Here is a 20,236-nt window from a genome sequence, read left to right as displayed (position 1 = left end):
GAGCAGTCAATCCCAGGCCACCCACACGCCCGTTCTGCGGGCGCATCGGGGCTCGCGGAGCGGCGAGAGCGGAGCGGTATGACGAGGCAGCTGACCGAGAAGCAGCAGGCGATCCTGCAGGTCATCCAGAAGGCCGTGCGGCAGCGTGGCTACCCGCCGAGCTACCGCGAGATCGGCGACGCCGTCGGGCTCTCCTCGCTCTCGAGCGTCACCCACCAGCTCGGACAGCTCGAGCTCGCCGGCATGATCCGGCGCGACCCGGCGCGGCCCCGCGCGATCGAGGTGCTCGTGCCCGACGAGCTCGACCCCTCGATCGGGAACATGGATCAGGCGACCTTCGTGCCCATGGTCGGCCGCATCGCCGCCGGCATCCCCATCACTGCCGAGGAGCAGGTCGAGGACGTCATGCCGCTGCCGAAGCAGCTGGTGGGCGGCGGCGACCTCTTCATGCTGAAGGTCGTGGGCGAGTCGATGATCGACGCCGCCATCTGCGACGGCGACTGGGTCGTGGTGCGCCAGCAGCGCGACGCGCGCAACGGCGACATCGTCGCGGCGATGCTCGACGGCGAGGCGACCGTCAAGGTGTTCAAGCAGCGCGACGGCCACACCTGGCTGCTGCCGCGCAACTCTGCCTTCGAGCCGATCCTGGGTGACGCATCCGAGGTGCTCGGCAAGGTCGTCGCGGTGCTGCGCTCCGTCTGACGACCGACGACGAAGGCGCGGCTCCCGTGGGAGCCGCGCCTTCGTCGTCGGTGCCTCGTGCCGGCTAGACCCGGAAGGCGGCCAGCTGGCTCAGCGCTGCCTCGGAGACCTTCGCGTCGATGCGCGTACCTGCCTCCTCGTAGCGCTCCTCGAGCACCTCGAAGCGGTCGTGCAGCATCGCGATCACGTCGCCGCGGTCGAAGGGCACGAGCAGCGAGACGGCCACCTCCGGCCGCGGCAGCAGCTCGGCGATGCGCGCGAGGACCTCGTCGACACCCTCACCCGTCCTCGCCGACGCGAAGATCGCATCCGGCTGCAGCCCTCGCAGCACGAGCCGGTCGTCGTCGGCGATGAGGTCGGCCTTGTTGAACACCACGATCTCCGGGATCGATCGTGCTCCCGTCTCCCCCAGCACGTCGCGCACCGTGGCGATCTGCGACGCAGGATCGGGGTGGCTGCCGTCGACGACGTGCACGACGACCTCCGACTCCGCGACCTCCTCGAGCGTCGAGCGGAACGCCTCGACCAGCTGGTGGGGGAGGTTGCGCACGAAGCCGACCGTGTCGGCGATGGTGAACTCCCGCCCGTCCGGCGTCTGTGCGCGCCGCACGGTCGCATCCAGCGTCGCGAAGAGCGCATTCTCCACCAGCACGCCGGCGCCGGTGATGCGGTTCAGCAGCGACGACTTGCCTGCGTTCGTGTAGCCGGCGATCGCGACGCCCGGCACCTCGAAGCGATCGCGATTCGCGCGCTTCGCCTGCCGGGCGGGGGCGAAGCCCTTGATCTGCTTGCGCAGCCTGGCCATGCGGGTGTGGATGCGACGGCGATCGAGCTCGATCTTCGTCTCACCCGGTCCGCGCGACCCCATGCCCGCGCCCTGACCACCGACCTGACCACCGGCCTGGCGCGACATCGACTCGCCCCAACCGCGCAGGCGCGGCAGCAGGTACTCGAGCTGCGCGAGCTCGACCTGCGCCTTGCCCTCGCGGCTCTTGGCGTGCTGGCTGAAGATGTCGAGGATCACCGCGGTGCGATCGATGACCTTGACCTTCACGCGATCCTCGAGCGCGCGACGCTGGCTCGGCGCCAGCTCGCTGTCGGCGATCACCGTGTCGGCACCCAGCTCCTTCACCATCGCGGCAAGCTCCTCGGCCTTGCCCCGGCCCACATAGGTGGCGGGGTCGGGGTTCGGCCGGCGCTGCAGGATCCCGTCGAGCACCTGGGCGCCCGCGGTCTCGGCAAGGGCCGCGAGCTCGCGGAGCGAGTTCTCGGCGTCCCCGGCCGATCCCGAGTAGACGCCGACGAGCACGACGTTCTCGAGCCGCAGCTGGCGGTACTCGACCTCTGTGACGTCCTCGAGCTCGGTGCGGAGCCCGGAGACCCGACGGAGCGCCGCGCGCTCGTCGCGGTCGAGCTGCTCGCCGTCGGCATCGCTGAAGGCGTCGTCGCCCTGCAGGGCCTGCGCGCGCGCAGCGAGCACCTCCGTGTCTGCCGGCTGCGCCCAGCGGAGGATGCGCTCCATCGCCCGGCCCTGCCCGTGACCGGCGTCGGCGCCGGTGCCGGCGTCCTGCGGTTCTGCCATCGTTGTTCCTTCGCTACTGTCGAGTCCGTGCCGGACCACTACTTCTCTCCCGATCCCGTCGCGCCGAAGTCGGTCCGGACCATCCGGGTGCCGATCGACGGCCGTGAGCGCGAGATGGTCACGGCGACCGGAGTGTTCTCGGGCGACCGACTCGATGTCGGCACCGAGGTGCTGCTGGATGCGGTTCCCGCGCCTCCCGAGACCGGGGAGCTGCTCGATCTCGGATGCGGCTGGGGACCGATCGCCGCGACCCTCGCGACGCGATCCCCCGGCGCGCGTGTCTGGGCGGTCGACGTCAATGCCCGTGCGCTCTCGCTCGTCGAGCGGAATGCCGAGCTGCTCAGTCTATCGAACATCACCCCTGCGACGCCAGACCTGGTGCCGGCGTCGCTCCGCCTCTCGACGATCTGGTCGAACCCGCCCATCCGCATCGGCAAGCAGCAGCTGCACGAGCTCCTCGAGACGTGGATCCCTCGGCTCGCCCCCGGCGCGACCGCGTGGCTCGTGGTGCAGAAGCACCTCGGCGCCGACTCGCTCCTGCGCTGGCTGACGGAGCGCTTCACCGACTTCGACGTCGAGCGCGCCGACTCCAAGCGCACGTACCGGATCATCGCCGTCACAGCACCGGACTGATCCTCTCGGCGTCGCCGGCCCCAGCCTCGTCGAGGGCGCTCGCCTGGGCGTCCGAGCCCGTGGCGTGGAACACGATCTCCGCCGGACCCGTCAGCCAGGCGTGGCCCCGCTCGTCGACCTCGACCTCGAGCCTGCCTCCCGGGACGTCCACGATCCAGCGGTCCGCCGCATCCCCCGACCAGTGCCGGGTCGCCACGGCGGCGGCGACGGCACCCGTGCCGCAGGAGAGCGTCTCGCCGGAGCCGCGCTCATGCACCCGCATGCGGATTGCGCCGACGCCGTCGGCGATGGCGCCGGGCACGACGAACTCGACGTTGGCGCCGGATGCGGCGACAGGGTCGAGCGCGGGAGCCGCGTGCAGCTGGAGCGCCTCGAGCTCCTCTGCGCTCGCGAGGGCGACGACGACGTGAGGGTTGCCGGTCGCCACGTCGAGCCCCGGGCGCGCGACGTCGAGCCCGTGCGCCGCGACCAGGCGGTCGCCGCCGAGCTCGAAGCGGCCGAGGTCGACCGAGAGCAGCTCGCCCCGTCGCACGACGCGCTTGAGACCGGCGCGCGTGGAGACATCGATCGCTGCCCCGTCCTCCAGGGTCACGAGACCCTCCTCGAGCAGGAAGCGCACGAACACGCGGACGCCGTTGCCGCACATCTCGCTGAGGGAGCCGTCGGCGTTCCAGTAGTCCATCGCCCACGTGCCAGCCGGCGCGTCGTCGAGCGCGCCATCGCCGGTCAGGCCCGCGCGCACGGCACGGATGACGCCGTCGCCGCCGATGCCGAAGCGGCGGTCGGCCAGCTCGCGCACGCGATCGGCCGTGAGCGGCGTCGAACCAGCGGGATCGGCGATCAGGACGAAGTCGTTGCCCGTGCCGTGCCCCTTGGCGAATGCTCCCGTGCGCAGCGCTGTCATGCACCCAGGCTATCGAGCGCGGCGCGCGCGAGGGTCGTCGCGTCAGCGAGCGGCGCAGCGGGATACCGCTGGAACCACGACACCTGCCGGCGCGCGTAGCGGCGGGTCAGCGCCTGCGTCTGCTCGATCGCCTCTGCCTCGGTCAGCGCGCCGTCGAGCTGCTGGAGCGCCTGGCGGTAGCCGATCGCCTGCTGCGCCGTCGTGCCGCGCTCGATGCCGCGCTCGCGCAGCATGCGCGCCTCCTCGACGATGCCGAGCTGCCACATCCGCCGAACCCGCTCATCGAGCCGCGGCACGAGCGCCTCGCGATCGACGCGGAGGTGCTGGATCAGGGTCGGCCGCAGCATCGACTCCTCTGGGGGCAGGCCGACGCGGAACGGCTCGCCCGTCAGGGTCACCGCCTCGAGCGCCCGCACGAGCCTGCGGCCGTTGTGCGGGCCGATCGCCGCCGCGGCAGCGGCATCGACCCGCAGGAGCCGAGCGTGCAGGGCGTGCGCGCCAGCACGCTCGAGCTGCGCCTCGAGCTCGGCGCGCAACCCCTCGTCGGTCGCGGGGAACGCGAAGTCGTAGAGCGCGCTCGACGCGTAGAGCCCGCTGCCGCCGACCAGGATCGGCACCGCGCCCCGCCCCTCGATGTCCCGCAGCGCGAGGAGCGCGGCGTCGCGGTAGGCGGCCACCGCGGCGTCCTGCCAGGGCTCCAGCACGTCGAGCAGGTGGTGGGGGTGGCCGCGGCGCTCGGCGATCGGCGCCTTCGCGGTGCCGACGTCCATGCCGCGGTAGAGCTGCATCGCGTCGCAGTTGACGATCTCGGCGCGACCGCCGAGGCGCACGACTTCGTCGGCGATGTCGAGCGACAACCCCGTCTTGCCCGTGCCGGTCGCTCCGACGATGGCGAGCAGCGTCACACGCCGCCGATGCTCGACGGCCGCAGCGTCGGCAGGCCCAGCGAGACCGGGCCGGCGGGCTGCGGTGCGGCTCCGGCGGGGCTCGGCACCCCGCAGCTCTCGGCCTGCGAGCGATCCCAGGCGTCTCCGGCGCGCGTGCGTCGCAGGGCGCTCGGGGTGCCGGCGACCAGGTGGAAGGAGGCAGCCTGCGTCACCTCGACCGTGACGACGTCTCCCGGGCGAGGCTCCTGCTCGCCTGGCGTGAAGTGCACGAGGCGGTTGTCCTCCGCGCGGCCGCTCAGGCGCTGCGTCTCGGCGTTCTTCCGTCCTTCGCCGACGGAGACGAGCACCTCGACCGTGCGCCCGACCTGCCGCTGGTTCTCCTCCAGGGCGATGCGGTCCTGCAGCGCGACGAGCCGCTCGAAGCGCTCCTGCACGACCTCCTTCGGCACCTGGTCCGGCATCGTGGCCGCGGGCGTCCCGGGCCTGATCGAGTACTGGAAGGTGAAGGCGGAGGCGAAGCGCGAAGCCTCGACGACGCGCATCGTCTCGGCGAAGTCCTCGTCGGTCTCGCCGGGGAAGCCGACGATGATGTCGGTCGTGATCGCCGCGTGCGGGATGCGCTCGCGCACGCGATCGAGGATCCCGAGGAACCTGGCGGAGCGGTAGGAGCGACGCATGGCGCGCAGCACGCGGTCGGAGCCCGACTGCAGCGGCATGTGGAGCTGCGGCATGACAGCCGGGGTCTCGGCCATCGCGTCGATCACGTCGTCGGTGAAGGCAGCCGGGTGGGGGCTCGTGAACCGGATGCGCTCGAGCCCGTCGATCTCGCCGGCTGCGCGCAGCAGCTTGCCGAACGCCAGCCGGTCGCCGAACTCGACGCCGTAGGAGTTGACGTTCTGCCCGAGCAGCGTGACCTCGATGGCGCCGTCGTCGACGAGGGCCTGCAGCTCTGCCAGGATCTCGCCCGGTCGTCGGTCGCGCTCCTTGCCGCGCAACGAGGGCACGATGCAGAAGGTGCAGGTGTTGTTGCACCCGACGGAGATGGAGACCCAGCCCGCATACGAGGACTCGCGCTTCGTCGGCAGCGTGGAGGGGAAGACCTCGAGCGACTCGAGGATCTCGACCTCTGCCTCACCGTTGTGCCGGCTGCGCTCCAGCAGCGTCGGCAACGAGCCGATGTTGTGGGTGCCGAACACGACGTCGACCCACGGGGCCCGCTCGATGATGGCGGACCGATCCTTCTGCGCCAGGCACCCGCCGACGGCGATCTGGAATCCTGCGCGCTCCCGCTTGGTCTTCGCGAGGTGACCGAGGTGCCCGTAGAGCTTCTGGTCGGCGTTCTCGCGCACGGCGCAGGTGTTGATGACGATCACGTCGGGCGCGCCATCCAGCGCCTCGGCGTAGCCGGCCTCCTCGAGCGAGCCGCGCAGTCGCTCCGAGTCGTGCACGTTCATCTGGCAGCCGAAGGTCTTGACCTCGTAGGTCCGCGGCGGCGCGCTGATCGGCATGCGCACCAGGATACCGGCGCACGACGAAGCCGCCCCGCGCCAGGGCTCGGGGCGGCTGAGATCGGACGAGGAGCGTCAGCCCTGCGTGAGGGTGAGGTCGTAGCCGGAGTCGCCGTTGCCGTCGACGCCGGTGAGGCTCATGGTGTCGAGCGCTGCGGTGCCGGTGTACTCCAGGCTCTGGATGTCGCGGATGCCCGAGATGAACATGGTGATCTGGTCACCCTCGACGACCCAGGTGTCGGAGGGCTCGTCCCAGTTCTCCCCGTTCCAGTCGTTGAGGAGGACCGTGCCGTCCTCCTCGAGCACGAGGTCCATCGCGTTGCCGACGGAGTCGGAACCCGACCAGGCGGTGCCGGCGAGCTCGACCGAAGCGCCTTCCTCCGGCGCCTCCGACTCGGCGCCGCTGTCGGTGCCCTCGCTGCCGGTGTCCTCGGAGCCGGTGTCCTCGGTGCTGGTGTCGGTGGTGGTGCCGCCGACGGGCGGCAGCTGGAAGCAGCCCGTGAGGGCGAGCAGTGAGACGGCGGCGACGGCCGGCAGCGTGAGGATCCTGGTCTTCTTCATGGCCTCAACATAGCCCAGGATGCATGACGGGCACCTGCATGCGCGCCCGAAGTTCGGGCAGGCACCGCGGCCGCTCAGCGGAACCGCGGGCCCTTCGGCCGACTGTGCTCGATGGCGATGCGCACCAGGGAGCCGCCGAAGCCCCGGCGCTGCAGGAAGCCCGCCAGACGACGCTCTGCCGTCGCGTCGTCCAGGCTGCCCATCCGCCTGCGCCGGTCGCTCGCAGCGTCGATCGCACGCTGGAGCTCGGCCTCATCGTCGCTGGGCTCGAGGGCATCGGCGTCGAGACCGCGCTTGCGCAGCTCTGCCGCGACACCGCGCTCGCCCAGGTGCTTGCGCACGCGAAGCCGCTCCGCGAAGTCCTGGGCGAGCTGCGCGTCGTCCACCAGGCCCTCGTCGGCGAGGCGGTCGAGGACCGCCTCGCGCACCTCGGGCTCGACCTCGCGCCGCTCGAGCGTGCGATCGAGCTCCTGCCTGCTGGCCGCACGACGGCCGAGCGCGCGCAGCGCGATCGACCGCGCCGCCTCCTCGTCGATGTGCTCCGTGAGCACCTCGGCGCCTGCATCCGCCTCCGCGTCGTCGTCCGGGGCCTCCCAGGTACCGCCGCGGATGAACGGACGAGCCTCCACCGGATCGTCCTCCTTCGAGGCGATCCAGGTGGAGAGCTCCGTCACGGCCGCGAGCCGGTCGCGGTCGGGCCGCTCGAGGTCGCTCACGCGCCCTGGCGCTCCTGCCTGCGGGCGTCGAGCGACTCGACCGCCGCCTGCTGCTCAGCCGCGATGGCCTTGCCCGTCGCGCCGACACCGAGCTTGCCGAGGATCTGCCGCTCGATCTGCAGCGCCAGGTCGGCGTTGTCGATCAGGAACTGGCGGGCCTTCTCCTTGCCCTGGCCCAGCTGGTCGCCGTCGTAGGTGTACCAGGCACCCGACTTGCGGACGATGCCGTGCTCGACGCCGAAGTCGATCAGGCTGCCCTCGCGCGAGATGCCGATGCCGTAGAGGATGTCGAACTCCGCCTGCTTGAACGGCGGCGCCATCTTGTTCTTCACGACCTTGACGCGCGTGCGGTTGCCGACTGCGTCGGTGCCGTCCTTCAGCGTCTCGATGCGACGGATGTCGAGGCGCACGGACGCGTAGAACTTCAGCGCCTTGCCACCGGCAGTCGTCTCGGGGCTGCCGAAGAAGACGCCGATCTTCTCGCGCAGCTGGTTGATGAAGATCATCGTGGTCTGCGTCTGGTTCAGGCCACCGGTCAGCTTGCGCAGCGCCTGCGACATGAGGCGGGCCTGGAGGCCGACGTGGCTGTCGCCCATCTCGCCCTCGATCTCGGCGCGCGGCACGAGCGCCGCGACGGAGTCGATGACGATGAGGTCGATGGAGCCCGAGCGCACGAGCATGTCGGCGATCTCGAGCGCCTGCTCGCCCGTGTCGGGCTGCGAGACGAGGAGCGCGTCGATGTCGACACCGAGCTTCTTCGCGTACTCCGGGTCGAGCGCGTGCTCGGCGTCGATGAACGCCGCGATGCCGCCGTTGCGCTGTGCGTTGGCGATCGCGTGGAGCGTGAGCGTCGTCTTGCCCGAGGACTCCGGTCCGTAGATCTCGATGATGCGACCGCGCGGCAGGCCGCCGACGCCGAGCGCGACGTCGAGGGCGATGGAGCCGGTGGGGATGACCTCGACCGGAGCGCGATCCTCGCTGCCGAGGCGCATCACCGATCCCTTGCCGAACTGGCGGTCGATCTGTGCGAGCGCCGCCTCGAGCGACTTCTCGCGGTCTGCGGGTGTGGGCATTGCTGGCCTTCCGTTCGCCGTGCATGGCTGATGTTGTGCGCTCACGGTACGTCGGGCCACTGACACGCGTGCGACCCGTCGGCTCGCCTGTGGATGGCGGGCCTGTCGTGCGTGATCAGCCTACGCTCCGATCGAACGCATCTTCGAACGAAGGGCGGCGTGTCGCCCATGCGACACGCCGCCCTCGTCGGCACTTCAGCGCTGCGGCTCCTGCAGCCCCCGGCCGTGACGGCGCTGCGAGGGGACGTCCTTCGCATCGCACAGCGCGCGCCACACCTCGCGCGCCGGCACCCCAGCGGCGAGGGCCTCGGCGCCGGTGCGGCCGCCGAGGCTCCCGAGCCTGAGGTCGGTCATGAGCACCGAACCGAGGGCGCCGAACTCATCGGCGACCGCGGTCTGCAGCTCGCTCGCGCGCACCCCTCAGTGCACCGAGTCGAACTCCGCCACCATGTCGGCGGGGAGCGTGTCGGGCACGGTCGTGGACAGCGAGTCGAGCTCGCCGAAGCTCAGGCCCTCGAGCACTGCGAGACGGTCCCCCACCTCACGCAGCACGCTGGACAGCGGAACGTCGAGCGCATCTGCGACCGACGCGAGGATCTCGCTGGAGGCTTCCTTCTGACCGCGCTCCACCTCGCTCAGGTAGCCGAGCGCCACGGATGCCCGCGACGCCACCTGGCGCAGCGTCCTGCCCTGACGAAGCCGCGTGTCGCGCAGCACATCGCCGATCTCCTGTCGAACCAGCACCATGGTCTCCCCCTTCACCGTGGTCGGATGCATCAGCCTACTGGCAGCTCTCCTGCGATCTGCCGTGATGCCCACGAAGTTGACAACACCCATGTCACATCATGCATTCCGCAGGGCGCCCAGGTCAGGATGTGGATTCGCTGTGCATGGGGAGGTCGGTGCGATCGAGCGCAGCCGAGAGCTCCCGGAGGGCCGCGAGCAGCGCCGCGGCACGCACTTCCTCGCGGTCGCCCGTGACCTGGTGCGACGACGACTGCGCGACGCGGCCCGAGATCGTCTCGATCTCCATGCCGATGTGGAACTCGCCCGGCGGTCGATCGTCCTGCGAGCCCGGCCCGGCGACCCCTGTGGTCGCGACGCCGATCGTGCACTCGGAGCGATCGATCGCGGCGAGCTGGCGCACCCCGCGCGCCATCGCGATCGCGACGTCCGGGTCGACCGCTCCGCGCTCCGCCAGCAGCTCAGCGGGCACGCGCAGCACCTCCTGCTTCATGGGCGTCGCGTAGGCCACGATGCCGACCCGCAGGACGCCAGAGGCTCCTGGCGTGCGCACGAGCGTCGCGGCGACGAGGCCGCCGGTGAGCGACTCGGCGACGGCGATCGTGATGCCGCGAGCGGCCGCCCGCGCGACGATCGACCCGGCCAGCTGCGCGATCTCGCGCACCGTGGCGAACGAACCGGCCGCGGGGCCGCTCCCCGGAGCACTGCTCGCCCCGGCACCGCCGCGCTGGTCGCTGCCGACGCTCGTCGCGCGCGTGGCGCGCCCTGCCGCATCCGTCATCGTCGTCCTCTCACTGCGTGGATCACGAACTCGATGCCCGAGTAGACCGTGAGCGCCACCGCGACCGTCATGGTGATCGTGCAGATCCAGGCACCCGGTTCGCCGAACCATGCTTGGAGCGGCACGAGCGCGAGCGGCAGCGCGATCGCCTGGGCCATCGTCTTCGCCTTGCCCGCCCAGTCTGCCGCGAGCACGACCTGGCTCGCCACCAGGAGGCGGTAGGCGGTGATGCCCCACTCGCGCAGGAGCACGACGGCGGTGATCCACCAGTCGAGCTCGCCGAGCACCGACAGCACCACGAAGGCGCTGCCCGTGATCGCCTTGTCTGCGATGGGGTCGATGAGCTTGCCGAAGTCGGTGACGAGCCCGCGGCCGCGCGCGATCTGGCCGTCGACGAAGTCGGTGGCGATCAGCACGGCGAACAGCAGAGCACCGAGCGTGCGCGCCACACCCGGCTCGGGGTTCGTCAGCGCGACCACGATGAAGACGGGCGTCAGCAGGATGCGCGCGAGGGAGATGAGGTTCGGCACGCTCGCGACGCTCGCCGGCTCGTCGCCGCGCCGCCAGACGCGGCCGCGCCACGGGCTCAGGATCCCCATGCCAGCAGGCTACTCAGTCTCGACCGGTGAGCGACCAGGCGTCCTCGTCGTCGTCGCTCTCCGCCTCGACCACCTCGAGGCCGGCGCGGTTCGCCTCGTCGAAGGGGTCGGCGTAGGGGTCGTCGGCCTGGCTCCACGAGCCGTCGTCAGCGGATGCGTCGGTCGCGTCCGCGACGTCGGCGACCGCGGCCGCCGGCGCGCTCGGCGCGGCCTGCACCGGGGCGGGCGCGCCCGCCGGCGCACCTGAAGCCGGCCCCTCGCCGCGCAGCGAGGCGAGCACGGCCGCGAGGCCGTCCGGCGGCACGAGCACGTCGCGAGCCTTCGATCCCTCCGACGGGCCGACGATCTCGCGCGACTCCATGAGGTCCATGAGGCGGCCGGCCTTCGCGAAGCCCACGCGCAGCTTGCGCTGCAGCATCGACGTGGAGCCGAACTGCGTCGAGACGACGAGCTCCGCCGCCGCACACAGGTCTTCGAGGTCGTCGCCGATGTCGGCGTCGATCTCGCGCTTCTCGGCCACCTCGGCGACATCGTCGCGGTACTCGGGACGAGCCTGGCCGGTGACGTGCTGCACCACCCGCTGGATCTCGGCCTCCTCGACCCAGGCGCCCTGCACGCGCATCGCCTTGTTCGAGCCCATCGGCAGGAACAGGCCGTCGCCCTGGCCGATGAGCTTGTCGGCGCCGGGCTGGTCGAGGATCACGCGCGAGTCGGTGACGCTCGAGACCGCGAATGCGAAGCGGCTCGGCACGTTGGCCTTGATGAGGCCGGTGACGACGTCGACCGAGGGGCGCTGCGTCGCGAGCACCAGGTGGATGCCGGCGGCGCGCGCGAGCTGCGTGATGCGCACGATCGAGTCCTCGACGTCGCGCGGCGCGACCATCATGAGGTCGGCGAGCTCGTCGACCACCACGAGCAGGTAGGGGTAGGCCTTCAGGCTGCGCTGGCTGCCGGCGGGCAGCACGATCTCGCCGGCGCGCACCGCGGCGTTGAAGTCGTCGATGTGCTTGTAGCCGAACGACGCGAGGTCGTCGTACCGCATGTCCATCTCCTTCACGACCCACTGGAGCGCCTCCGCTGCCTTCTTCGGGTTCGTGATGATGGGGGTGATCAGGTGCGGCACGCCCTGGTAGGCGGTGAGCTCGACCCGCTTCGGGTCGACGAGCACCATGCGCACCTCGGCGGGCGTCGCGCGCATGAGCAGGCTCGTGATCATCGAGTTCACGAACGACGACTTGCCGGAGCCGGTGGAGCCTGCGACGAGCAGGTGGGGCATCTTCGCGAGGTTCGCGACGACGAAGCCGCCCTCGACGTCCTTGCCGATGCCGATCGTCATCGGGTGCTTCGAGTCGTCGGCCGCGCGCGAGCGCAGCACGTCTCCGAGCTTGACCGTCTCGCGGTCGGGGTTCGGGATCTCGATGCCGATCGCGCTCTTGCCCGGGATGGGCGAGAGGATGCGCACCTCGTTCGAGGCGACGGCGTAGGACAGGTTCTTGGAGAGCGCGGTGACGCGCTCGACCTTCACGCCCGGCGCGACCTCGACCTCGTAGCGGGTGACGGTCGGACCGCGCGAGAAGCCGGTGACCTTCGCGTCGACGTTGAAGGAGGACAGCACCTGCGTGATCGCCGCGACGATGTCGTCGTTCGCCTGCGAGCGGGCCTTGGGCGGGTCGCCCTGGCCGAGCGACGCGATCGACGGCAGCCGGTACGGCCGCTCGCGCGGCGGAGCGACCGGCGCGACCGACGTGCCCTCGCCCGACGGCGCATCTTCGAGCGCGTCGTCGGGCGCGGCGGCCTGGCCAGGAGCGATCTCGCCCGTGTGCTTGCGCATCGCCTCCTCGGCGTGCTCGAGCGAGGCGAGCGCCGCGGTGGCGTAGTCCTCGTGCTCGGCATCGCCGGCGTCACCAGGGCGCGGCTCGACGGGCGGCGCCGGCACCCGGCCGACGCGCGTCGTCGGCTGCTCGCGATCGACGACGACGGGGCTGTCGTAGGGCAGCTCCTGCGCGTCGCCGAGATCGAGCGCCTCGACGCCCTCGTAGGGCGGGTCGACCTCGCGGCCCGTCGAGTTGCGGCGCCAGAAGGGCAGGGCGTCAGCGCCCTCCACGGGCTCCTCCTCCGCCGCCTCGGCAGCCTCTGCCCTGGCGAGCTCCTTCGCTTCGCGGCGGACGCGGCGGGCCTCCTCGCGCTCTTCCTCGGTGCCGGTGTCGACGCCGAACAGGTAGCCGTACAGCTCGATGAGTCGCTGCGGGATGCGATTGGGAGCGGTGCGCGTGACCACGAGCACCGAGAGCGCGGCCACGAGGCCGCAGACGATGCCGGCGCCGATCGGCTGCAGCAGCGCGGCGAGCGGCGCAGAGGCCACCCAACCGAGGATGCCGCCGGCGTCTGCCAGCGCAGGCATGCCCTGCGACGCATCCGGCATGCCTGCGATCACGTGGGCGAGGCCTGCGACCGAGATCAGGAGCAGGGCGAGGCCGACCCCGACCCGCCCGTTGTCGCTGACGGAGGCCGGGTGCCGGAACATCCAGAGCGCGAGGAGCACGAAGACGACCGGGAGCGCGATCGCCACCTGGCCGAAGAGGCCGCCGAAGGTGTAGGCCGAGATCGCCTGCGCGACCGCGTTGGCCGGCAGGATCCACTCGACGACGGCGCCGAGGATCGCCAGCAGCGTCAGGAAGAAGGGCACGCCGTCGCGGCGCTCGTCCTTCGCCAGCTCCTCGCGGCCGAAGACGCGCGCCGCGCCGCCGGTGGCGTGCGCGAGGCCCATCCAGGCGCGCTGGCCGAGGCCGGGCCCGTCGTCCTCGAAGACGGGCTGCGCCTTCGTCCCGCGCGCCTGCTGCTGCACCTTGGTGGTGGCCGAGGTCTTCGTGCCCTTCGCCGGGCTCTTGGGCGCGATCGGGCGCGTCGGCTTCGTGCTGGACATGCGGATCACTGTAGGTCGAGCCGGCGACACGGGCGCGCAGGCGCTCCGCGATGCCGGCGAACACGCTGCGCGACCGCTCCCCCCGGAGCTCAGAAGCGGATGGCCTCGATCACCTTGGACCGCACGGCGATCGTCGCGGGGATGCTGCCGGCGATCGCGCCGACGGCGGCGGAGACGACGAGGCCGACCACGGCGGCGCCCATCGGGAAGCCGGGCAGCGTCGCCCCTGCGAGACCCTGGGTGAGGAGGTCCTCCACCACGGGCAGCCGGTAGGCGAAGATGCAGATGGCGATGCCCACTGCACCCGCGACGACCGTGCCCACGACGGATTCGAGCATCACCGCGACGAAGACGCGGCCGCGCGAGGCGCCGAACGCGCGGCGGATGCCGAACTCGCGCACCCGCTGCCGGATCGAGACGACGGCGACGGTCACGAGGCCGAGCGCGCCGAGCAGGAGGATCACCGTCGCGGTGCCGATGAGCGTGAGCTGGAGCGGCAGGAGCGGGTCGAAGCCGCTGTCCCAGGCCTGCCAGTCGCTGCGCTGGACGTCCACCGTCGAGCCGGGCAGCGCGGTGCGGAGATCGTGGCCGACCATGCGCACGCCGTCGACCGCTGCCTCCTCCGGCACCCAGAGCTCGAGCTGGAACGGGTTCATGTACACCGCGCCCTGCGCGGCGTCCGCGACCCGCACCAGGTCGCGCGGCAGCATCCACGCCTGCGGCCAGCTGTCGTTCTGCCCGCGATCGACGACGCCGACGATGACGGCGGTGGTGCCGCCGACCTCGACCGTGCGGTGCTGCGCGAGCGCGCCGCCGCCGAGCGCATCCAGCACACCGCGGTTGACCACCACGGCGGGCGCGAGGCGCGCGCGGTCGCTCTCGGTGAGGAAGCGCCCCTCGGTCGTCTCGAGGTGGTGCATGACCGCGAAGTCGGGGGCGACGGCCATGATCGACACCGATCGCATGCCGCTCTGCGCGACCAGGGGCAGGTCGCCGCTCGCGACGGGGCTCGCGTAGTCGATGGCATAGCGCTCGACGGTCGCCTCCATGGCGTCGAGCGTCGCCTCCTGGTCGCTCGACGTCGGCTGCTCGACGCTGGACGCTGCGGGGCTGACGTACGCGGTGATCGTGGCCGCCCTGCCCGACTGCGCCTCGAGCGACACGAGGATCGTCGAGCGGGCGAGCTCCCCGATGGCGACGGAGGCCGTGAGCGCCGTGATCGCCAGCATCACCCCGATGAGGCTCATGAGGACGCGGCCGCGATGGATGCGCAGCTCGGTCCACGCATCCTGGACGGCGGCGACGACGTCGGTCACGCTGCGACCCCCTCGGTCGCCTCGAGCCGGCCCTCCACGATGCGCAGCTCGCGGCGGGCGCGCGCGGCGACCGCGAGGTCGTGCGTGATGGTGACGAGCGCGGCGCCCGCATCGGTGGCGACCTCGTCGAGCAGATCCATGATGCGACCGCCCGTCTCGATGTCGAGCGCACCGGTGGGCTCGTCCGCGAGGATCAGGCGCGGGCTGCGCACGAGCGCCCTCGCGATCGCGACTCGCTGCTGCTCGCCACCCGACAGGTTGGTCGCCTTCGTGTCGACGCGGTGGCTGAGCCCGACGCGATGGAGCATCTCGCGTGCCAGCCGGTGCCGCTGCCAGTAGCGCCTGCCCGCGCCGTAGTGCAGCGGCATCGCGACGTTCTCGGCGGCCGTGAGGCCCTCGATGAGGTTGAACTGCTGGAAGACGAAGCCGACCGAGGCGCCGCGCAGCCGGTCCCGCTCGCGCGCGCCCATGAGCGCGACCGGCTCGCCGTCGAGCTCGACGACGCCGGTGGTCGGCTGATCGATCAGCCCCAGGATGTTCAGCAGGGTCGACTTGCCGGAGCCGGATCGGCCCACGATCGACACCCGGTCGCCGGCCGCGACGTCGAGGTCGATGCCCCGGAGGATCTGCAGGGCCGGGCCGTCGATCGTCGCGAACTGGCGCGTGACGTCCCGCAGGTGCAGCAGCGGCATCAGAACCCGCAGAGCACGGGGTCGGCGGTCGCGGGGTCGGCGCAGGGATCGGCCGCGCCCGGCACGAACTGCAGCACCTCGTCGCCCTCCGCGAGCCCGGAGCGCACCTCGACAGCGGTGCCGTCGCTGAGGCCGAGCTCGAGGCGCACCTCCTCGGGTTCGCCCGCGGTGCCGTCGGCCGCGATCGTCGGGCGGTAGGCGATGCCGACGTCGGCACTGCCGAGGACGGCGGTCGTCGGCAGGACGAGCACGTCCTCCGCAGACCCCGCGGCGAGCTCGACGTCAGCCGACAGGCCCACGAACACGCGCACCCCGTCCGGCACGGTGCACTGCAGGGTCGCCGTCGCGCCCGTGCCGATCTCCTCGCCCGAAGGCTGCCGGATGGCGACGTCGGTGCACTCGAAGGGTGCGGGGCCGGAGTCGATGGTCACCATCGCCGACTCTGGCTGCGTCGACAGTCGGTACTGGTCGGAGGCACCCACCGACGCCTGCACGAGGTGCTGCGGGGGCTGCACGGCACCGGTCTCGCCGGCGAGCTCGACGCTCTGGCCCTGCAGCAGCGTGAAGCCGGTGAGGGTCCCGGCGGCAGGAGCGCGCACGTTCCAGATCGCGAAGGTGGGCTCGCTGAGGTTGCCCTCCTCGTCGGGCTCCGGCTGCGACTCGACGCGGACCGTGTAGAGCACGGCGCCCTCCTCGACCACGACGCCATCCGCCGCGAAGACGCGAGCGACGGTGCCCGTCTGCGTCGAGCGGATGGGGACGGCCTCCACGGGCACCACGGTGCCGTCGAGCGACACGGCGTTCTCGATCGAGCCACGCGAGACCGCGGCGGTCGGCTCGGCGAACATCGCTCCCGCCATCGGGTCCTCGGCGGCGGCCTCCTCCGCCGCGGGGAAGAACGCCAGCTTCACGAGCGCGATCGCGATCGCCGCGGCGACCGCGAGCTTCAGCACCGGCAGCACCCAGGTGCGCCAGGCGCCGGGCCCCCGGGCGGCCCGCTCGGCCTTGTGCAGCTGCTTGCGCTCGAGCGCCTCGAGCTGCTGCTGGCGCTTCGCGCGAGCAGGGTCGATCTCATCCATCGGCGGCACGGCGACGTCCTCTCAGGCACGGGGCCGTGCGTCGTGCGTCGGCGCCCTACCGACCAACCTAGGCGGCGCCGACGCGACCGGCGCTCATCCTCACGGATGAGATGCGCCGTGCGCCCTACGCCTCGATGACCACCGGGACGATCATGGGGCGACGACGGATGCGCGTGCCCACCCAGCGGCCGACGGTGCGCCGCACGACCTGCTGGTACTGGTGCTGGTCGCGCACGCCCTGCTCGCCGGCCTCCGCGAGCGCCTTGACGATCTTGGGTCGGATCTCGTCGAAGACCTTGTCGTCCTCGGCGAAGCCGCGCGCGTGGATCTCCGGGCCGACGATGACCTTGCCGGTCTGCGACTCCAGGGCGATGAAGATCGAGATGAAGCCCTCCTCGGCGAGGATGCGGCGATCCTTGAGGTCTGCCTCGTCGATGCGGCCGACCGACGAGCCGTCGACGTAGACGAAGCCGATCTCGTGCTGGCCGGCGACCGTGATCCGGTGGTCCTTGAGATCCCAGACGGTGCCGTTCTCGCCCACGTGCGCCCGCTCGCGGGGCACGCCGGTGTCGATCGCGAGCTGCGCAGCGGCGTGCAGGTGGCGGTACTCGCCGTGCACGGGGATGACGTTCGCGGGGCCCAGGATGTTGTAGCAGTAGAGCAGCTCGCCCGCCGAGGCGTGGCCGGAGACGTGCACCTTGGCGGAGCCCTTGTGCACGACCTTCGCGCCCAGCTGCATCAGGCCGTTGATGATGCGGAAGACGGCGTTCTCGTTGCCGGGGATGAGGCTCGAGGCGAGGATGATCGTGTCGTCCTCGCCGACCTCGATGCGGTGCTCGCCGTTCACGATGCGGCTCAGCACGGCCATCGGCTCGCCCTGCGAGCCGGTCGACATGAAGACCACCTGCTCGCGCGGCAGGTTCTCGGCCTCCTTCTGCGCGACCACGACCTTGTCGGGCACCTTCAGGTAGCCGAGGTCGGCCGCGATCCCCATGTTGCGCACCATCGAGCGGCCGACGAAGGCGACCTTGCGGCCGTTCTCCGCGGCGGCGTCGAGCACCTGCTGCACGCGGTGCACGTGGCTCGAGAACGAGGCGACGACGACGAGGCCGGTGGTCTTCGAGATCACCTGCGACAGGACCGGACCGATCTCGCGCTCGGGAGCCGTGAACCCGGGGACGTCAGCGTTCGTCGAGTCGACCAGGAACGCATCCACGCCCTCCTCACCGAGGCGCGCGAACGCGCGCAGGTCGGTGATGCGGTCGTCGAGCGGCAGCTGGTCCATCTTGAAGTCGCCGGTGTGGAGCACGAGGCCGGCGGAGGTGCGGATGGCGACGGCGAGGGCGTCGGGGATGGAGTGGTTGACCGCGATGAACTCGGTCTCGAACGGACCGAGCTGCTCCTTCTGCCCCTCCTTCACGGTGTGCGTGTAGGGCTTGATGCGGTGCTCCTTGAGCTTCGCCTCGATGAGCGCGAGCGTGAGCTGCGAGCCGAGCAGCGGGATGTCGGCCTTGAGGCGCAGCAGGTAGGGCACCGCGCCGATGTGGTCCTCGTGCCCGTGCGTGAGCACGAGTCCGACGACGTCGTCGAGGCGGTCGCGGATGGGCCCGAAGTCAGGCAGGATCAGGTCGACGCCGGGCTGGTGCTCCTCGGGGAAGAGCACGCCGCAGTCGACGATGAGCAGCTTGCCGTCCTGCTCGTAGACGGTCATGTTGCGGCCGACCTCGCCGAGGCCGCCGAGCGGGAAGATGCGGAGCGTGCCTGCCGCAAGCGGGGCAGGCTGAGTGATGGCCGTCAAGGGCCCTCCTTCGATATGGGGCTCGCGGTGCTGCGAGCGGATGTGGTGGGGGCGCGCACCTCGCGCGCAGGGAAGTCTGTGGCCGGGCTACTGCCTCGTGGTGCCGTGCACCTTGGGCAGTGCGCCTCCGGCCGCCGCGTTGCGGTCGGGGCGGAAGCGGGTGAGGTCGAGCCCGTCGATGTCGGAGACGAGTGCCAGCTCATCCTCGATGAGTGCCGCCTCCGCATCCTCCGGCCCGACGAGCGGCAGGCGCACGCGCGGACTGCCGATGCGGCCGAGGCCGTGGAGGATGTACTTCGCGGCGACGGTGCCCGGTACGTGCGTCATCGTAGCGCGGACCAGCGGCTCGAGCGCCTTGTGCTGCGCCTGGGCGGTAGCCAGGTCGCCCGCGTTCACGGCGTCGATCATCGTGCGGTAGGGCGTCGGCGCCACGTTGGCGGTGACGCCGATCAGGCCGGAGGCACCGATCGCGAGGTGGGGGAGCACGTTGGCGTCGTCGCCGGAGAAGTAGAGCAGGTCGGTCTGGTTCAGCACGCGGCTGACCTCGGCGAAGTCGCCCTTCGCGTCCTTCACGGCCAGGATGTTCGGGTGCTTCGCGGCGCGCAGGATGGTCTCGAAGCGGATCGGGATGCCGGAGCGGCCCGGGATGTCGTAGAGGATGACCGGCAGGTCGGTGGCGTCGGCGATCATGCGGAAGTGCGTGAGGATCCCCGCCTGCGTCGGCTTGTTGTAGTAGGGCGTGACGATCATGACGCCGTCGGCGCCGGCCTGCTCGGCCTGGCGGTAGAGGTCCATCGCGTGCGCGGTCTCGTTCGAGCCGCCGCCCTGGATCACCTTCGCGCGGTCGCCAGCGACGGCCTTGGCGACCTCCACGAGCCGGATCTTCTCCGGGTCGGTGAGGGTCGAGGTCTCGCCGGTGGTGCCGGAGACGACGATGCCGTCGGCGCCACCCGTCACGACGTCGTCGATGAGACGCTCGACGTCTGCCCAGTCGACCTCGCCATCCGCGCTGAAGGGGGTCACGAGCGCGACGAGGACCTGGCCGAATGGGTTGTGTGTCACACCCCGAGGATATCGCGCCGCTCGATGCCGCCCGGGTAGCGTCGTCGGGTGATCCGACTCCAGGAGCCCTCCCCCGCCCTGCACGCCGCGTGGCTGGCCGCGATGCGCGAGTTCGACGGCGCGGTGCTGCACGGCTTCTCGACCTTCGGCTTCGAGGTCGAGGAGCTCGCGACGGAGGCGGGCTTCGCGCGCTGGCTGGAGCGCGAGCGCCGGCAGCAGACCGAGGGCATCGACGGCTTCGTGCCGGCGACCGCGTGGTGGATCGTCGACGACGAGGCGTCGGGCACGGTGCTCGGCTCGATCCACCTGCGGCACGAGCTCAACGCCTGGCTGCTCGCCGAGGGTGGGCACATCGGCTACGGCGTGCGTCCCTCCGCGCGCGGGCGCGGCGTCGCGAGCGAGGCCCTGCGGCTCGTGCTCGAGCGCGCGGCAGCGATGGGCATCGAGCGGGCGCTGCTGTGCTGCGAGGCCGACAACGCGGCATCGCGCGCGACCATCGTCGGCGCCGGGGGCGAGCTGGAGGACGTGCGCACGAGTGCCGAGCACGGTGCCTATGAGCGGTACTGGATCGCGCTCGACCGCGAGCGCAGCGCGCCTCGCTCGAACCCGTGATGCGATCGTTACGCGTGCAGCACGGTCAGGCTCTGCCTGAAGGTTAGGCTCGGCCTCACCCAGC

Annotated in this window: 20 protein-coding genes; 3 read left to right on the top strand and 17 right to left on the bottom strand. The window is 71.6% G+C overall.

Features of this window, described 5'->3' with window-relative positions:
- The first annotated feature begins 78 nt into the window (after positions 1–78).
- Complete coding sequence (gene lexA, locus BQ6202_RS03840; RefSeq protein WP_072313106.1) at positions 79–702, top strand: transcriptional repressor LexA; 624 nt, start codon at positions 79–81, stop codon at positions 700–702.
- Between the two features lie 64 nt (positions 703–766).
- On the opposite strand, the gene hflX is transcribed toward lexA, so the two are convergent.
- Positions 767–2,284 (bottom strand): GTPase HflX, encoded by a 1,518-nt coding sequence (hflX, locus tag BQ6202_RS03835; RefSeq protein WP_083586939.1) that lies wholly within the window; start codon positions 2,282–2,284, stop codon positions 767–769.
- Positions 2,285–2,311: 27 nt separating this feature from the next.
- On the opposite strand from hflX, the gene BQ6202_RS03830 reads away from it, so the two are divergent.
- Positions 2,312–2,917, top strand: coding sequence for a class I SAM-dependent methyltransferase (locus BQ6202_RS03830; RefSeq protein WP_234946098.1), 606 nt, complete (start codon positions 2,312–2,314; stop codon positions 2,915–2,917).
- Here the strand turns inward: BQ6202_RS03830 and dapF are convergent.
- The 16 genes from dapF to dapA all read right to left on the bottom strand — a co-directional run bounded on the left by dapF (position 2,901) and on the right by dapA (position 19,560).
- Positions 2,901–3,821 carry a diaminopimelate epimerase gene (gene dapF / locus BQ6202_RS03825; RefSeq protein ID WP_072313105.1) on the bottom strand — a complete coding sequence of 307 codons (921 nt, stop codon included), beginning with the start codon at positions 3,819–3,821 and terminating at the stop codon, positions 2,901–2,903. The two genes, BQ6202_RS03830 and dapF, sit on opposite strands and share 17 nt — an antisense overlap.
- Positions 3,818–4,726, bottom strand: coding sequence for a tRNA (adenosine(37)-N6)-dimethylallyltransferase MiaA (miaA, locus tag BQ6202_RS03820; protein WP_072313104.1), 909 nt, complete (start codon positions 4,724–4,726; stop codon positions 3,818–3,820). The genes dapF and miaA overlap by 4 nt, the downstream gene beginning before the upstream one ends.
- A complete protein-coding gene (gene miaB, locus BQ6202_RS03815) occupies positions 4,723–6,216 on the bottom strand; it encodes a tRNA (N6-isopentenyl adenosine(37)-C2)-methylthiotransferase MiaB (RefSeq protein WP_072313103.1) in 1,494 nt (497 codons plus the stop codon). The genes miaA and miaB overlap by 4 nt, the downstream gene beginning before the upstream one ends.
- Positions 6,217–6,291: 75 nt before the next feature.
- Positions 6,292–6,777: a hypothetical protein gene (locus BQ6202_RS03810; RefSeq protein WP_072313102.1), complete on the bottom strand. Its 486-nt coding sequence runs from the start codon at positions 6,775–6,777 to the stop codon at positions 6,292–6,294.
- Between the two features lie 74 nt (positions 6,778–6,851).
- Positions 6,852–7,493, bottom strand: a complete 642-nt coding sequence (locus BQ6202_RS03805; RefSeq protein ID WP_083586937.1) for a regulatory protein RecX — start codon at positions 7,491–7,493, stop codon at positions 6,852–6,854.
- Entirely contained in the window at positions 7,490–8,566 is a 1,077-nt protein-coding gene (recA, locus tag BQ6202_RS03800) for a recombinase RecA (RefSeq protein ID WP_072313101.1), read from the bottom strand. The genes BQ6202_RS03805 and recA overlap by 4 nt, the downstream gene beginning before the upstream one ends.
- A gap of 195 nt (positions 8,567–8,761) precedes the next feature.
- Positions 8,762–8,983, bottom strand: coding sequence for a DUF3046 domain-containing protein (locus BQ6202_RS03795; RefSeq protein ID WP_072313100.1), 222 nt, complete (start codon positions 8,981–8,983; stop codon positions 8,762–8,764).
- Positions 8,984–8,986: 3 nt separating this feature from the next.
- Positions 8,987–9,313, bottom strand: coding sequence for a helix-turn-helix domain-containing protein (locus BQ6202_RS03790; protein WP_072313213.1), 327 nt, complete (start codon positions 9,311–9,313; stop codon positions 8,987–8,989).
- 121 nt (positions 9,314–9,434) lie between these two features.
- Positions 9,435–10,091 carry a CinA family protein gene (locus BQ6202_RS03785; protein WP_083586936.1) on the bottom strand — a complete coding sequence of 219 codons (657 nt, stop codon included), beginning with the start codon at positions 10,089–10,091 and terminating at the stop codon, positions 9,435–9,437.
- Complete coding sequence (gene pgsA, locus BQ6202_RS03780; protein WP_072313099.1) at positions 10,088–10,690, bottom strand: CDP-diacylglycerol--glycerol-3-phosphate 3-phosphatidyltransferase; 603 nt, start codon at positions 10,688–10,690, stop codon at positions 10,088–10,090. The genes BQ6202_RS03785 and pgsA overlap by 4 nt, the downstream gene beginning before the upstream one ends.
- A gap of 13 nt (positions 10,691–10,703) precedes the next feature.
- Positions 10,704–13,613, bottom strand: coding sequence for an FtsK/SpoIIIE family DNA translocase (locus tag BQ6202_RS03775; protein ID WP_083586934.1), 2,910 nt, complete (start codon positions 13,611–13,613; stop codon positions 10,704–10,706).
- An 89-nt stretch (positions 13,614–13,702) separates the two neighbouring features.
- Positions 13,703–14,929, bottom strand: coding sequence for an ABC transporter permease (locus BQ6202_RS03770; RefSeq protein ID WP_072313098.1), 1,227 nt, complete (start codon positions 14,927–14,929; stop codon positions 13,703–13,705).
- Positions 14,926–15,621 (bottom strand): ABC transporter ATP-binding protein, encoded by a 696-nt coding sequence (locus BQ6202_RS03765; RefSeq protein ID WP_072313097.1) that lies wholly within the window; start codon positions 15,619–15,621, stop codon positions 14,926–14,928. Before BQ6202_RS03765 ends, BQ6202_RS03770 begins: the two co-directional genes overlap by 4 nt.
- Entirely contained in the window at positions 15,621–16,709 is a 1,089-nt protein-coding gene (locus BQ6202_RS03760) for an efflux RND transporter periplasmic adaptor subunit (RefSeq protein ID WP_083586932.1), read from the bottom strand. Before BQ6202_RS03760 ends, BQ6202_RS03765 begins: the two co-directional genes overlap by 1 nt.
- Positions 16,710–16,824: 115 nt before the next feature.
- A complete protein-coding gene (locus BQ6202_RS03755) occupies positions 16,825–18,498 on the bottom strand; it encodes a ribonuclease J (protein ID WP_268753739.1) in 1,674 nt (557 codons plus the stop codon).
- Between the two features lie 87 nt (positions 18,499–18,585).
- Entirely contained in the window at positions 18,586–19,560 is a 975-nt protein-coding gene (gene dapA, locus BQ6202_RS03750; RefSeq protein ID WP_072313095.1) for a 4-hydroxy-tetrahydrodipicolinate synthase, read from the bottom strand.
- Positions 19,561–19,608: 48 nt separating this feature from the next.
- Between dapA and BQ6202_RS03745 the strand changes: the two genes are divergently transcribed.
- Positions 19,609–20,172 carry a GNAT family N-acetyltransferase gene (locus BQ6202_RS03745; protein WP_072313094.1) on the top strand — a complete coding sequence of 188 codons (564 nt, stop codon included), beginning with the start codon at positions 19,609–19,611 and terminating at the stop codon, positions 20,170–20,172.
- Positions 20,173–20,236: the final 64 nt, after the last annotated feature.

It is taken from the genome of Agrococcus sp. Marseille-P2731 (assembly GCF_900117395.1).
Classification (GTDB): domain Bacteria; phylum Actinomycetota; class Actinomycetes; order Actinomycetales; family Microbacteriaceae; genus Agrococcus.
Note: the sequence above shows the minus strand (reverse complement) of the source record. Positions and strands in the feature narration are given on the sequence as shown.

Bases quoted from the DNA above. Each gene is read 5' to 3' on its own strand.
- lexA (WP_072313106.1), top strand. From the start codon at position 79: ATGACGAGGCAGCTGACCGAGAAGCAGCAGGCGATCCTGCAGGTCATC.
- BQ6202_RS03790 (WP_072313213.1), bottom strand. From the start codon at position 9,313: ATGGTGCTGGTTCGACAGGAGATCGGCGATGTGCTGCGCGACACGCGG.
- hflX (WP_083586939.1), bottom strand. From the start codon at position 2,284: ATGGCAGAACCGCAGGACGCCGGCACCGGCGCCGACGCCGGTCACGGG.
- recA (WP_072313101.1), bottom strand. From the start codon at position 8,566: ATGCCCACACCCGCAGACCGCGAGAAGTCGCTCGAGGCGGCGCTCGCA.
- BQ6202_RS03765 (WP_072313097.1), bottom strand. From the start codon at position 15,621: ATGCCGCTGCTGCACCTGCGGGACGTCACGCGCCAGTTCGCGACGATC.
- pgsA (WP_072313099.1), bottom strand. From the start codon at position 10,690: ATGGGGATCCTGAGCCCGTGGCGCGGCCGCGTCTGGCGGCGCGGCGAC.
- dapF (WP_072313105.1), bottom strand. From the start codon at position 3,821: ATGACAGCGCTGCGCACGGGAGCATTCGCCAAGGGGCACGGCACGGGC.
- BQ6202_RS03785 (WP_083586936.1), bottom strand. From the start codon at position 10,091: ATGACGGATGCGGCAGGGCGCGCCACGCGCGCGACGAGCGTCGGCAGC.
- miaB (WP_072313103.1), bottom strand. From the start codon at position 6,216: ATGCCGATCAGCGCGCCGCCGCGGACCTACGAGGTCAAGACCTTCGGC.
- BQ6202_RS03775 (WP_083586934.1), bottom strand. From the start codon at position 13,613: ATGTCCAGCACGAAGCCGACGCGCCCGATCGCGCCCAAGAGCCCGGCG.
- BQ6202_RS03810 (WP_072313102.1), bottom strand. From the start codon at position 6,777: ATGAAGAAGACCAGGATCCTCACGCTGCCGGCCGTCGCCGCCGTCTCA.